The organism is Streptomyces sp. NPDC102258 (assembly GCF_055584685.1).
On record NZ_JBVJLO010000015.1, the window covers coordinates 106,164 to 118,760 of the forward strand.

The window sequence follows — 12,597 nt, forward strand, 5'->3', positions numbered from 1 at the left end:
GGGATCTCCCGTTCGTGGATGCGTGGGTTCATCGGTGCCTCAGCCGCGGCTCTTGGAGCGGGGGCGCAGCGCGGCGGCGGCGAGCACGGCCGGGGTGGTGACGACCACCATGAGCACCATGGTGCTCAGGCCGTTCGGGTTACGCCGCTCCAGGGCCGCGGAACGGTACGGACGTACGTGGAAGGCGCTCGCCCGCGCGGCGGCGGCCCTGACCGCGGGCGGGGCGGAAGCGGCGGCCGGGACCGGCTCCGGTCCGGGCGCGGCCTCCGGCGCGGGCGGTGCGGGCTGCGCCACCGCCGGCGGCACCGGGGGCGCGGGCGGGGCCGGCGCCCCGAGCCGGGGCGCGACGCCCGGGTGGCGCACGGTGGGCAGGCCGGCCCGGGGCGGGGGACCGGCCACGGCCGGCGGCTCCGGCGTCCCGGACGGCGACGGGGGGTGCGCCTGCGGATGCCCGCCCGGCACGCACACGTCGACCCGCGCCCCCCGGCCGTGGCCGTCGCCCGCGACCGCCACGTAACCGTGCAGCGGGCAGAGCGCCGCCACCAGCCCCGCCCCGGCGAAGTACTGCCAAGCCGTCACCGCGCTCCTCCCGATTTCGGCAGCCGATCTGAGGCCTACGGCTGAAGAAACGATCAGAACGCCCCTGCGACACGCCCTCCGGGTCCCCGTCACGGCCGTCACCGTCGGCGGCGTCGCCCTCGCGAAGGCGGGCTGCGACCGCTACCCGCGCTCCGGCCGGCCGCCGTTGGCCACCCTGCCCATCCTGATCTGCGGCTTCCCGGGCCCGGTCGGGACGATGTGACGCCCCGTCGGCGCTCGCGCCGCCTCCCTTAGGGTGGAGCACGTGTCCGCATCCTCCTCCGCCCCGCCCGCTCCCCCGGTGGCCGTGTGGGCGGTGATGCGGCGGCCCCTGCGGTTCCTCGGCTCGTGGTGGCCGTGGCGGTGCTGGGCCTACCTGGGGAGCGGGTTCCTCCTCGGCTACCCGCTGCTGGTCGCGCTCGTGCTGCTCACCGGCCTCGGGGTGCTGCTCGCGGTCACCGGGATCGGGCTGCTGCTGCTGACCGCCGTCCTGGCCGGCGCCGTGCCGCTCGGGGAGCTGGAGCGGGGCCGCCTGCGCTGGATCGAGCCGGTGCCCGTCACCGATCCGCACACCTCGCTCGCGGGGGCCGGCGCCGCCGCCTGGCTGCGGACCCGGTTGCGGGAGCGGGCCACGTGGCGGGAGCTGGGGTACGCCGCGCTGCTCGGGGCGGTCTTCGGCGCGGCCGGCTTCGGGGTGCTGGCCCTGGTCGCGTTCTCGCTGCTCCTGGTGGCCTCCCCGGCCGTCGTGTGGGCGCTCGCCCCGGAACCGGTGATGCTGGTGCCCGGCCGGGCCGTGTCGGGCCCGCTGGAGGCCCTGGGCGGGACGGCCGCCGGGCTGGCGGGGCTCGTCCTGGCGGCGTACGCGGGCGCCCTGATCGCCGGAGCCCAGGTGAAGGCGGCGCGGCTGCTGCTCGGCCCGCGCGAGGAGGACGGCCGCGTGCTGGAGCTGACCCGGTCACGGGTGCGGCTGGTGGAGGCCTTCGAGGCCGAACGGCGGCGCATCGAACGCGACTTGCACGACGGTGCGCAGCAGCAGCTGGTGGCGCTCAGCATGACCCTGGGCCTGGCGGAAATGCGGCTGCGCGCGGTCCCCGAGGCGGCGGCGGCCGCGGCGCTGGTCGCGCGGGGACGCGGCGAGGCGAAGCTCGCCCTGGAGCAACTGCGCGACCTGGTACGCGGGATCCACCCCCAGGTGCTCACCGACCACGGGCTGGCGGCGGCCGTCGCCGAGGTGGCGCTGCGCCATCCGGTGCCGGTGACGGTGGACCTGGCCCATCTGCCCCGGCTGCCCGAACCCGTGGAGACCACCGCCTACTTCACCGTCACCGAGGCCCTCGCCAACGCCGCGAAACACAGCGGTGCCACGCACATCGGCGTCGCCGGTAGGGTCGAGGGCGACCGGCTCACCCTCACCATCAGCGACGACGGCCGCGGCGGGGCCGATCCCGGCGCGGGGGCGGGCCTGGCCGGACTCGCGGACAGGGTGGCGATGTTGCGGGGCAGACTGACGGTGACCAGTCCGGTGGGCGGACCGACGCAGCTGCGCGTGGAGGTGCCGTGCTCCGGGTGATCCTCGCCGAGGACTCCGTCCTGCTGCGCGCGGGGCTGACGGAGCTGCTGACCCTGGGCGGCCACCGGGTCCTCGCCGCCGTCGGCAACGCCCCCGCGCTGCTGCGGGCGGTGAGGGACGAGCGGCCCGACGTGGTCGTCACGGACGTGCGGATGCCGCCCGGACTGCGCGACGAGGGCCTGCGGGCGGCGCTCGAACTCCGGGCGGAGGATCCCGCCCTGCCGGTCCTGGTGCTCTCCCAGTACGTGGCCACGGCGTACGCGGCCCAGCTGTTCGGCGGCGGTTCGGCGGCCGGGCTGGGCTACCTGCTCAAGGACCGGGTCGGTGAGGTGACGGAGTTCCTCGACGCCCTGGAACGGGTGCACGGCGGCCAGACCGTCATCGACCCGGAGGTGGTACGGGTGCTGCTCGCGCCCCGCGACGAGCGGGACCGGCCGCTGGGCCGCCTGACCCCGCGCGAACGCGAGGTGCTGGCGCTGATGGCCGAGGGGCTCAACAACCAGGCGCTGGCGGCCCGGCTGTTCGTCACCGAGGCGGCCGTCGTCAAGCACGCGTCCAGCATCTTCATGAAGCTGGACCTGGACCCGACGGAGGGCAACCGCCGCGTCCTGGCCGTCCTGGCCCACCTGCGGGGCAGCACCGACGCCCCCACCTGAGCCACCGTCCCGCCGCCCGGCCGCTACCGGGCCCCCGCCGGACGGTGGCTCCCGGCGGCCGAACGGGCCACGATCCGGGACGGCCCCGGCCGCGGGCCCGTCGAGCGGGCCCACAGCACCAGCAGCACCGGCAGGGCCAGGTACCCGAAGCGGCCCGCCGGGGCCAGCAGGAAGGCCAGGGTCAGCCCGAGGGCGAGCCGGTCGGCGGCGGCGACGAGCGTGCGCGGCGGCCGCGCCCACAGCGAGAGCGCCACCGCCAAGCCGCCGAGCGCCAGCAGGGCCACCGTCAGGTGCCAGCCCCACGGCCCGAGTCCGGCCAGCAGGTGCCCCGGCAGCGGGCTGCTCGCCGGGGTCGCCACCGCCGCCCGGCCCGTCGGGAACGCGAACACCTGCCGCCACAGCTCCGCCGGCTGGAGCAGCGCTCCCGGCAGCACCAGCGCCGCCGTGCCCGCCGCCGCCACCGCCGCGCAGCGCACCGCCGCCCGGCCGCCCCGGCAGGCCGCGAGGACGGCGAGGGCCACCGCCACCGCGGGCAGCGCCGTCCACTTGAGGGCGCAGGCCGCCGCGAGCGCCGCCCCCGACGCCGCCGGGCGGCCCGAGACGGCCGCCGCGAGCGCCAGGCAGCACAGCCCCGCCAGCGGCAGGTCCACCCCGCTCACCGCCAGCGGAAGGGCCACCACCGGTGAGGCCACCAGGACCGGGAGCAGCGGCGAGGGGGGCCCGCCCAGCATCCGGCGGCCGGCCCACAGGGCGGCGAACAGCACCGCCGCGCACCAGATCCGGGCGTCTCCGAGGAGCCGGACCGCCCAGCCGTCGCCGCCGCCCAGCAGGGCGCGCGGGAGGCCGAGGAGGGCCATGCCCGGCAGGTAGGGGGTGTACTCGCCGACTCCGGCGGGCTGGTCCACGTAAAGCCGTCCGGACGCCAGCAGGAGCCGCCCGGACCGTTCGATCACGCCGACCTCGGACTGCCCCTGTCCGGTGAGGACCAGGTACAGCAGCGGTACGGCGACGGCTCCCAGCAGGGCCGCGCCCAGCGCCGCCCGGCGGCGGCCGAGCAGGGTGGCCCCGGCGGCGGCCAGGTACCCGGTGGCCGCGCACCACCCCCACAGGCGGTGCGGGCCGAGGGAGGACAGCAGCGGGAACGACAGGGCCCAGGCGGCCGCGAGCAGCCACCCGGCGGTCCACCGGACGGTGGCGGAAACGGCGGCGGGGCGCGGGAGTCGGGCCGTAAGGGGGGCGGGGATCAGGGGCATGGGCCCATTCCAGCCGCGCGGCCCCCTCCCCGTCTGCACACCCAGGCGGAGCCTTCGTGGTGGGGTTTCCCCTACCCGCGACGCCGGCGGGAACGCCGAAGGGCGCGACCTGGTCGGGTCGCGCCCTTCGGGGAGCCGGGTGCGGGGTGCGGGGACCGTCAGGCCTCCGGGGAACCGCCGAAGCGCTCGCGGTAGGACTCCAGGTCCTCCTCGGTGATCCTCGCGAAGAGCACCGGCGGCACGGTGAACGGCGTGCCGGCCGGGACGGCGTCCAGGGAGCGGGCCCGCTCCGGGGTGATCCACGCCGCCGTGTCGTCCGAGAGCTCGAAGGCGGAGCGCATGGCGCGCGCCGAGGCCGGGATGAACGGCTCGGAGACCACCGAGTAGAGGTGGATGAGGTTCATCGCGGTGCGCAGGGTGAGCGCGGCGCCGTCCAGGTCGGTCTTGACCTCCAGCCAGGGGGCCTTCTCGTCCAGGTAGGCGTTGCCGGCCGACCACAGGGCGCGCAGCGCGGCGGCCGCCTTGCGGTACTGGAGGGACTCCATGTGGCCCTCGTACTCGGCCAGCAGCTCGGCGATCTGCTCGCCCAGCTTGGCCTCGCTCTCGCCGGCGGCGCTGCCCGCGGGGACCTCGTCGCCGAACTTCTTGCGGGAGAAGGTCAGCACGCGGTTGACGAAGTTGCCGAGGGTGCCGCCCAGGTCCTTGTTGACCGTGGCCGCGAAGTGCTCCCACGTGAACGACGAGTCGTCGGACTCGGGCGCGTTGGCGATGAGGAAGTAGCGCCAGAAGTCGGCCGGGAGGATCTCCAGCGCCTGGTCGGTGAAGACGCCGCGCTTCTGGGAGGTGGAGAACTTGCCGCCGTAGTACGTCAGCCAGTTGAAGGCCTTGACGTAGTCGACCTTCTTCCACGGCTCGCGGGTGGCCAGCTCGGTGGCGGGGAACATCACCGTGTGGAACGGGACGTTGTCCTTGGCCATGAACTGGGTGTAGCGGACGTCGTCGGCCTCGTACCACCAGGACTGGTAGTCGCGGTTCGCCGGGTCGAGGTCGGCCCACTCCTTCGTCGCGCCGATGTACTCGATCGGGGCGTCGAACCAGACGTAGAAGACCTTGCCCTCGGCGGCCAGTTCGGGCCAGGTGTCGGCGGGGACCGGGACGCCCCAGTCGAGGTCGCGGGTGATCGCGCGGTCGTGCAGGCCCTCGGTCAGCCACTTGCGGGCGATGGAGGAGGCGAGCTGCGGCCACTCCTCCTCGTGCTCGGCGACCCAGGCCTCGACCTCGTGCTGGAGCGCGGACTGGCGCAGGAAGAGGTGCTTGGTCTCGCGGACCTCCAGCTCGGTGGAGCCGGAGATGGCCGAGCGGGGCTCGATCAGGTCCGTGGGGTCGAGGACGCGGGTGCAGTTCTCGCACTGGTCGCCGCGGGCCTTGTCGTAGCCGCAGTGCGGGCAGGTGCCCTCGACGTAGCGGTCCGGCAGGAAGCGGCCGTCGACGGGCGAGTACACCTGCCGGATCGCGCGCTCCTCGATGAAGCCGTTCTCCTGGAGCTTGCGCGCGAAGTGCTGGGTGATCTCCCGGTTCTGCGCGGACGAGCTGCGGCCGAAGTAGTCGAAGGACAGCTCGAAGCCGTCGTAGACCGCCTTCTGGGCGTCGTGGGCCTGCGCGCAGAACTCGGCGACCGAGATCCCGGCCTCCTTGGCGGCGAGTTCGGCGGGGGTGCCGTGCTCGTCGGTGGCGCAGATGTACAGGACGTCGTGGCCGCGCTGGCGGAGGTACCGGGAGTACACATCCGCCGGAAGCATCGACCCGACCATGTTGCCCAGGTGCTTGATCCCGTTGATGTAGGGAAGCGCGCTGGTGATCAGGTGACGAGCCATCCTCGGATGCTCCATTCGTTTCATTTGTACGGTTCGTACGGTTCGTACGGGTCCATGCGTGACGGCGTGCCGTGACGGACGGTGATGCGGTTCATCGTATCGAACCGCCCGGAGGGCACGCGCCCGCATTTCACCGGGTGGTCCCGGCGCTCGCGCTCTTGCGCTCGCGGCGCAAAAACAGGGAGGGCGGTGACCTCTGCGTCACGGCCCTCGCAAGGGGCCCATGCTACAGGCGCCCGCACCGGCTCGGGCCGCCCCGTCGGGCCCCCCTCCGCGATCGGCATCGATCACGAACCGGTCATCACCGAACGTAATATTTCCAGGTTTCCTCTCTGCGCCCTCCGAGTGCGCCCGCGCTGCTTCCATGGACCCGTACAGGGGATGAGGTGGGGAACGGTGAACGATGGCGGACCGGAGGAGTCCGGTGGGGCCGTGGGACTGCCCAGCCGGAAGCGGCAGCCCACGCCCATGAGCCAGTGGGATCCGACGGCACGCCTGTCGTACTGGGCGTTCCACACCAACCGACGGCCCCAGTACATGCGCTTCGCGTACCTCCAGCTCGGCTCGGACGCGGCCGCCGAGGACGCCGTGGACGCCACCTTCGAATCGATCATGGACGAGTGGCTCCGCATGCTGCACATGGACCGCCTCGACGCCTACGCCTGGACCGTGCTCAAACAGCGCATCGTCGACGGGCAGTTACGGCGCGACCCGCGCCGGCAGCCTGCCGAACCGATGGACACCACCGCCTTCGAGGCGGCCCTCAAAGAGGCCCACGCCGACCGGTACGAGGTGCTCGCCGACACCATCCGCTTCTACGCGGCGGTCTCCCGCCTCGCCGAACGCCAGCGCGACACGGTGATCCTGCGCTACGGGCTCCAGTGCACCCCGGGGGAGGCCGCCGCCGTGATGGGCGTCGACGAGGCCACCGTCCGCTCGCAGCTGGGCCAGGCCCACCGCCGCCTCGCCCGGCTGCTCGACGCGTCCGCCGGATCATGAGGCCCCGCGAGCACACCGGCCCGCCCGCCGGGCCGCCGCGCGCCCTGACCGAGTTCCTGGCCCGGGCCGGTGTGCGCGACCGCTACCCCCACTACGACCTCGGCGCCGCCGAGTCACGGCTGCTGCGCACCCCCCGGGCCCCGGGCGCCCCCGCGGCGGCCGCCCGCAACCGGCGCCGCCCCTTCGGCTGGAGCGATCCGGCCCGGGACCGCCCCCTCGACTCCGAACGCGCCCGCCGTGACCTCAAGGCCGCCTGCCTCGCCGTCGTCTGCGACCCCCGCGCCGGGCAGGACCTCGGCCGGTTCGTCGACGGCTGCCACGCCGACCCGCCCGGCGCGGTCGTCTTCGGCTGCCTGCTGCACCTCGCGGGCCTGCGCGAGGGCTCCCGTTTCTGGTGGCAGTTCGCCGCGGGCGCCGGGATCCAGCGCACCGCCCCCGCCGCGTACTGCCTCTTCCTCGACCACTCCCGCCGCGGCGAGCACCACGACGCCCGGCTGTGGGCGCGGGAGCTGGGCCGCCGCGGCTTCCGGCCGGGCGGGCGCCGCGAGCTGCGCGAGGTCCGGCTGTGCGCCCAGGCCGCCGTCCTGCGGTACGTGGACCAGCGCGACGACCCCGACCTGGGCCCGGTACCGCTGCCCCGGGCGGGGCTGCCGGCCGTACTCGGCGCCTTCCTGCCGCCGCCCCCGCTCCCGCTCCCGCTCCCGGCGCACCGCCCCCGCCCGGACCCGGGCCCGCTGCGCCACCCCGCGCTGACCTCCGCCGCACGCCGGGCGGTGGTGCGGACCGACTCGGGCGAGGCCCTGGCGCAGGCGCGGCGCGCCCTGGCCGTCGTACGCGTCCTGGAGCGGCACCCCCTGGGCGTACGGGCCGGCCGGCTCGCCCGCGAGTCGGGCCTCAGCGAGGCGGCGCTCAGACCGCTGCTGGCCATGCTGTGCGAGGAGGAGTACGCCTACCTCCCGGGCGCGGGGGTGTACGCCCGCGGCCCGGCCCTGGACCGGCTCGGCGGCCCGGGCGGCACGAGCCTGGCCGGCCAGCTCCAGCGCACCCTGGCCCTCGCCCGCGACAGCGCGGGCGCCGCCGTCTACCTCAGCCGGTACGCGGAGGGAGAGGTCCGCATCACGCAGATGGCCGCCGGGCCGGGGGCCCCGCCGGTGCGGGAGTGGGTGGACTTCCGGGCCGCCGCGCACGCCAGCGCGGTCGGCAAGTGCCTGCTGACGCAGCTCGACCACCACGGCCGCGCCGACCACGTGGCCCGCCACCGCCCGGCCCGGCTCACCGCGCGGACCATCACCGACAGCAGAACCCTCTTCACCACCCTGGACGCGGTGGCTCCGGGCGCCCCCGTCTTCGACCTGCGCGAGTACTCCCCCGGCGTCGTCTGCGCGGCCGTACCGATCGCGGCCGGGGGCGCCGCCGGAAGCCTCGCGCTCTCCCTTCCCGCGGCCCACGCGCACCGGCTCCCCTCCGCCACGGAGGCCCTGCGCCGCAAAGCGGTCCCGGTGCTCCTGGCCCTGCTCCTCTCCGGCGCCATCCCCCCGGACCCCCCGCCACCCCCGGAGACGGCCCCCGCCCCACCGACGCGGATCACCCCGGAAACCCTGCGCCTCCTCTTCCGCACCCCCCTGACCCGCGCCACCCCCCAGGACGGCCCCCACCTGGTCACCGACCCCACCACCGCCAAGGCCTACCTCTTCGAAGCCAACCCAGACCCCACCCACCTCACCCTCCCCCACACCTACACAGAACTCCCCCCGGACACCCTCCCCACCCCGAAGTCCCTGTTGGTCCTCCGCATGTGACCGGCGCCCGGTACGAGCAGGCGAGCGCGCCCGAACCCCGGAAACGCAAAAGAACCCCACCGAAATGGGGTTCCTGCTGGTGTCCGAGGGGGGACTTGAACCCCCACGCCCGATAAAGGGCACTAGCACCTCAAGCTAGCGCGTCTGCCATTCCGCCACCCGGACCAGGTGGTCGGCCCCGGTTTCCCGCGGCGACATGGACAACAATAGCAAAGGATCGGGGGGGCTCCGACCACTTATCCGGGGGGCCGGAGCGCGGGACTCGCCGCGTTGACCTGCGGGCATGACGCTGCGGGGTCGGCGAGACGGGGCGTCTCGGGGTGGCCTGGCGCCTTGCGGCGGGGGTGGGCCCGCCGGGGCGTTACGGGCAGTGGATGACCTGGCCGGCGTACGAGAGGTTGCCGCCGAAGCCGAAGAGGAGGACCGGGGCGCCCGAGGGGATCTCGCGGCGCTCGACCAGCTTCGAGAGGGCCATCGGGATGCTGGCGGCGGAGGTGTTGCCGGAGTCGACGACGTCCCGGGCGACGACGGCGTTCACCGCGCCGATCTTGGCCGCGAGCGGCTCGATGATGCGGAGGTTCGCCTGGTGCAGGACGACCCCGGCCAGGTCCTCGGGGGTGATCCCGGCCTTCTCGCAGACCTTGCGGGCGAGCGGCGGGAGCTGGCTGGTGGTCCAGCGGTAGACGGACTGGCCCTCCTGCGCGAAGACCGGGGGCGAGCCCTCGATGCGGACCGCGTGGCCCATCTCCGGCACCGAGCCCCACAGCACCGGGCCGATGCCCGGCTCCGCGGAGGCCTCGACCACGGCCGCGCCGGCGCCGTCGCCGGTCAGCACGCAGGTGGTGCGGTCGCTGTAGTCGGTGATCTCGGTCATCTTGTCGGCGCCGATGACCAGGGCGCGGCGGGCGGCGCCCGCCCGGATCGCGTGGTCGGCGGTGGCCAGGGCGTGGGTGAAGCCCGAGCAGACCACGTTGATGTCCATCACGGCCGGTCCGCCGCCCATGCCCAGCTTGGCGGCGACGCGCGCGGCCATGTTGGGGGAACGGTCGATGGCGGTGGAGGTGGCCACCAGGACGAGGTCGATGTCGTCGGGGCTCAGACCCGCGTGCGCGAGGGCCTTGCCGGCGGCCTGGTAGGCCAGCTCGTCCACCGGTTCCTCGGGGCCGGCCACGTGGCGGGTCCGGATGCCGACGCGGGACCGGATCCACTCGTCATTGGTGTCGACCATGGCCGCGAGGTCCTCGTTGGTGAGCACTTTCGCGGGCTGGTAGTGCCCGAGCGCCACCACGCGTGAACCGGTCATGGGCGGGGTCCCCCTTTGTAGACGGTCAGGATCAACCAGCTTGGCCTGCTACCGGTCGGTACGGGTGCGCGTGACCCGACAGTATTCACGCACCGTAATTTGGAGAATTCCGAGCAACTCGCTGCCGGGGGCCTCGCACACCGCGGATCCGACAGAATGTGCTCGTCAGGTGCACGACCAAGACAGAACGGGTGGCTGATCGCCATGGGACGGGTCACCGAGCGGCGCCGCGTCGTGCGGATCCGGGGCGGGGCGGTCGTCATGCGCCCCGACACGCTGGTCGCGGAGGAGCCGCTGGAGATACGGCTGAACGGCAAGCCGCTGGCCATCACGATGCGCACGCCGGGCGACGACTTCGCGCTGGCCGTGGGCTTCCTGGTCAGCGAGGGCGTGCTCGCGCACGCCTCCGACGTCCGGGCCGTGACCTACTGCGAGGGCGCGGCCGAGGACGGCTCCAACACGTACAACGTGGTCAACGTGCAGCTCGCGCCCGGAGTGCCGGTGCCGGACATCACGCTGGAGCGCAACGTCTACACCACCTCCTCCTGCGGGCTGTGCGGCAAGGCCAGCCTGGACGCGGTGCGTACGGCGACCCGGTTCCCGGGGCTGGCCGCGAACGGCGTACGGGTCCGGGCGGAGCTCCTCGCCGAGCTGCCGGACCGGCTGCGCGCGGCGCAGAAGGTCTTCGACCGTACGGGCGGGCTGCACGCGGCCGGGCTGTTCACGGCCGGGGGCGAGCTGCTCGACGTACGGGAGGACGTGGGGCGGCACAACGCGGTCGACAAGATCGTCGGCCGGGCGCTCCAGGCCGGGCGGCTGCCGCTGGAGGGGGCGGTGCTGCTGGTGTCGGGGCGGGCCTCCTTCGAGCTGGCGCAGAAGGCGGTCATGGCCGGGATCCCGGTGCTGGCGGCGGTCTCGGCGCCGTCCTCGCTGGCGGTGGACCTGGCGGTGGAGGCCGGGCTGACGCTGGTGGGGTTCCTGCGGGGGCGGGACATGAACGTGTACGCGGGCGAGGAGCGGGTCGTCCTGCCGACGAGCCCGGGCCCGGCGGCGACGGCGGGGGCCGGGGCCGGGGGCTAGCGCCGGCGGCCCTTGCGTGGTGTCGGGACCGGCTTCGGCTGCGGGGGGTCGATGCGGTGCAGTTCCAGGGTGGCCGGGAGGGGCGTGGCGCCCGGGCCGCCCGACAGTGCCCAGGCGATGACCTCGTCGGTCGCGGTGTCGTCCAGGGCCCAGCCGAACCAGGTGGCCCGGGCGCCCCGGGCGCGGGCCTCGCTGGTGGGCTGGACGACGATGACGTTGGCCTGGGCGCAGGGTCCGAGGCATTCGCTGGTGCGGACGGCCAGCCGGCCCCCGGAGGCGGCGGCGGCCTCGCGCAGCCGGGCGAGCTGGCCGGCGTGGTCGGTGCCGGGGTTCTTACGGGGATCCCCGCAGCAGCAGCCGCGGCAGACCACGAGGGTGCAGGGGCGCGGGGCGCGGACGGCGAGCGGGCGTATCCAGGTCACCGGGGCACGTTACCGGCCCCGGGCGGTGGGGTGTTGAGCCGGGGGCGCGACCTCGGCCACTCGGTGGGGGCCGGGTACCGGGGGATCCTGGGCGCGGCGGCGGGCCAGGACCGCGCAGACCATCAGCTGCATCTGGTGGAACAGCATCAGCGGCAGCACCGCGAGGCCGGCCTGGGCCCCGAACAGGACGCTGGCCATCGGGAGTCCGGCCGCCAGGCTCTTCTTGGACCCGGCGAACTGTATGGCGATCCGGTCCTCGCGGCCGAACCCGAGCCGGCCGGCCCCGTACCAGGTGACCAGGAGCATCACGGCGAGGAGTACGGCCTCCACCACCAGCAGGGCCCCGAGGCGCGGGAGGGCGACCTGGTGCCAGACCCCGGCGGCCATGCCCGCGCTGAAGGCGGCGTAGACGACGAGCAGGATCGAGCCCCGGTCGACGTAGCCGAGCAGCGGTTTGTGCCGGGTCAGGAAGCCGCCGATCCGGTGGCGCAGGACCTGGCCGAGGAGGAACGGCAGCAGCAGCTGGACGGCGATCTTGAGGAGGGAGCCGCTGGAGAAGCCGCCGGCGTCGGCACCGAGCCGGGCGGCGGCCAGGAGGGGGGTCAGGACGATGCCGGCGAGGCTGGAGAAGGAGCCGGCGCAGATCGCGGCGGGGACGTTGCCCCGGGCGATGGAGGTGAAGGCGATGGAGGACTGGACGGTCGAGGGGACCAGGCACAGGAAGAGCAGGCCGCTGTAGAGCGGCTGGCCGAGCAGGCCGGGGGCCAGTGGGAGGGCCGCCAGGCCGAGTACCGGGAAGAGGACGAAGGTGCAGGCCAGGACGGTGAGGTGGAGCCGCCAGTGGCGCAGGCCGTCGAGGGCTTCCCGGGTGGAGAGCCGGGCCCCGTAGAGGAAGAACAGCAGGGCGACGGCGGCGACGGACGCGCCGTCGGCGACGGGGGCGGCGGCGCCCTTGGCCGGGAGGAGGGCGGCGAGGCCCACGGTGGCGAGCAGCGCCAGTACGTACGGGTCCAGGGGCAGCCGGGCGGGGAGACGGGTACGGGCACTTCGCATGGGCGGCAC

10 protein-coding genes, 1 tRNA gene and 1 pseudogene are annotated in these 12,597 nt (G+C 74.9%); 5 read left to right on the forward strand and 7 right to left on the reverse strand.

Annotation, left to right across the window (positions count from 1 at the left end):
• Positions 1–39: 39 nt before the first annotated feature.
• On the reverse strand, positions 40–579 hold the full coding sequence (locus tag ACZ6ZT_RS24080; protein WP_469721938.1) for a hypothetical protein: 540 nt from the start codon (positions 577–579) through the stop codon (positions 40–42).
• Between the two features lie 319 nt (positions 580–898).
• Here ACZ6ZT_RS24080 and ACZ6ZT_RS24085 point away from each other — a divergent pair, with 319 nt between their 5' ends.
• Positions 899–2,149: a sensor histidine kinase gene (locus tag ACZ6ZT_RS24085; protein WP_469722013.1), complete on the forward strand. Its 1,251-nt coding sequence runs from the start codon at positions 899–901 to the stop codon at positions 2,147–2,149.
• Positions 2,137–2,805: a response regulator transcription factor gene (locus ACZ6ZT_RS24090; protein WP_469721939.1), complete on the forward strand. Its 669-nt coding sequence runs from the start codon at positions 2,137–2,139 to the stop codon at positions 2,803–2,805. The genes ACZ6ZT_RS24085 and ACZ6ZT_RS24090 overlap by 13 nt, the downstream gene beginning before the upstream one ends.
• Before the next feature lie 23 nt (positions 2,806–2,828).
• On the opposite strand, the gene ACZ6ZT_RS24095 is transcribed toward ACZ6ZT_RS24090, so the two are convergent.
• Together ACZ6ZT_RS24095 and metG are read right to left on the reverse strand one after the other, a co-directional pair.
• Complete coding sequence (locus ACZ6ZT_RS24095; RefSeq protein WP_469721940.1) at positions 2,829–4,058, reverse strand: glycosyltransferase 87 family protein; 1,230 nt, start codon at positions 4,056–4,058, stop codon at positions 2,829–2,831.
• Between the two features lie 158 nt (positions 4,059–4,216).
• Positions 4,217–5,932: a methionine--tRNA ligase gene (gene metG, locus ACZ6ZT_RS24100; RefSeq protein ID WP_469721941.1), complete on the reverse strand. Its 1,716-nt coding sequence runs from the start codon at positions 5,930–5,932 to the stop codon at positions 4,217–4,219.
• A gap of 468 nt (positions 5,933–6,400) precedes the next feature.
• Here metG and ACZ6ZT_RS24105 point away from each other — a divergent pair, with 468 nt between their 5' ends.
• Both ACZ6ZT_RS24105 and ACZ6ZT_RS24110 read left to right on the forward strand, forming a co-directional pair.
• Entirely contained in the window at positions 6,401–6,931 is a 531-nt protein-coding gene (locus tag ACZ6ZT_RS24105) for a sigma-70 family RNA polymerase sigma factor (protein ID WP_469721942.1), read from the forward strand.
• A 773-nt stretch (positions 6,932–7,704) separates the two neighbouring features.
• Positions 7,705–8,451: pseudogene (locus ACZ6ZT_RS24110) on the forward strand (IclR family transcriptional regulator domain-containing protein); the annotation flags it as partial.
• Between the two features lie 356 nt (positions 8,452–8,807).
• Here the strand turns inward: ACZ6ZT_RS24110 and ACZ6ZT_RS24115 are convergent.
• Positions 8,808–8,895 (reverse strand) — tRNA-Leu (locus ACZ6ZT_RS24115).
• 196 nt (positions 8,896–9,091) lie between these two features.
• Positions 9,092–10,033 carry a beta-ketoacyl-ACP synthase III gene (locus ACZ6ZT_RS24120; RefSeq protein ID WP_469721943.1) on the reverse strand — a complete coding sequence of 314 codons (942 nt, stop codon included), beginning with the start codon at positions 10,031–10,033 and terminating at the stop codon, positions 9,092–9,094.
• Positions 10,034–10,237: 204 nt separating this feature from the next.
• On the opposite strand from ACZ6ZT_RS24120, the gene fdhD reads away from it, so the two are divergent.
• Positions 10,238–11,113, forward strand: a complete 876-nt coding sequence (fdhD, locus tag ACZ6ZT_RS24125; RefSeq protein WP_469721944.1) for a formate dehydrogenase accessory sulfurtransferase FdhD — start codon at positions 10,238–10,240, stop codon at positions 11,111–11,113.
• Here fdhD and ACZ6ZT_RS24130 read toward each other — a convergent pair.
• The gene (locus ACZ6ZT_RS24130) at positions 11,110–11,526 is read right to left on the reverse strand and encodes a (2Fe-2S) ferredoxin domain-containing protein (protein ID WP_469722014.1); all 417 of its coding nucleotides are present in this window, start codon (positions 11,524–11,526) and stop codon (positions 11,110–11,112) included. The genes fdhD and ACZ6ZT_RS24130 overlap by 4 nt on opposite strands.
• 18 nt (positions 11,527–11,544) lie before the next feature.
• On the reverse strand, positions 11,545–12,588 hold the full coding sequence (locus tag ACZ6ZT_RS24135) for a bile acid:sodium symporter family protein (protein WP_469721945.1): 1,044 nt from the start codon (positions 12,586–12,588) through the stop codon (positions 11,545–11,547).
• Between the last annotated feature and the right edge of the window lie 9 nt (positions 12,589–12,597).

What these genes read in the sequence shown, in the direction of transcription:
- ACZ6ZT_RS24085 (WP_469722013.1), top strand. Translation starts at nt 899, where the DNA reads ATGCGGCGGCCCCTGCGGTTCCTCGGCTCGTGGTGGCCGTGGCGGTGC.
- ACZ6ZT_RS24095 (WP_469721940.1), bottom strand. Translation starts at nt 4,058, where the DNA reads ATGCCCCTGATCCCCGCCCCCCTTACGGCCCGACTCCCGCGCCCCGCC.
- metG (WP_469721941.1), bottom strand. Translation starts at nt 5,932, where the DNA reads ATGGCTCGTCACCTGATCACCAGCGCGCTTCCCTACATCAACGGGATC.
- ACZ6ZT_RS24105 (WP_469721942.1), top strand. Translation starts at nt 6,401, where the DNA reads ATGAGCCAGTGGGATCCGACGGCACGCCTGTCGTACTGGGCGTTCCAC.
- ACZ6ZT_RS24120 (WP_469721943.1), bottom strand. Translation starts at nt 10,033, where the DNA reads ATGACCGGTTCACGCGTGGTGGCGCTCGGGCACTACCAGCCCGCGAAA.
- fdhD (WP_469721944.1), top strand. Translation starts at nt 10,238, where the DNA reads ATGGGACGGGTCACCGAGCGGCGCCGCGTCGTGCGGATCCGGGGCGGG.
- ACZ6ZT_RS24135 (WP_469721945.1), bottom strand. Translation starts at nt 12,588, where the DNA reads ATGCGAAGTGCCCGTACCCGTCTCCCCGCCCGGCTGCCCCTGGACCCG.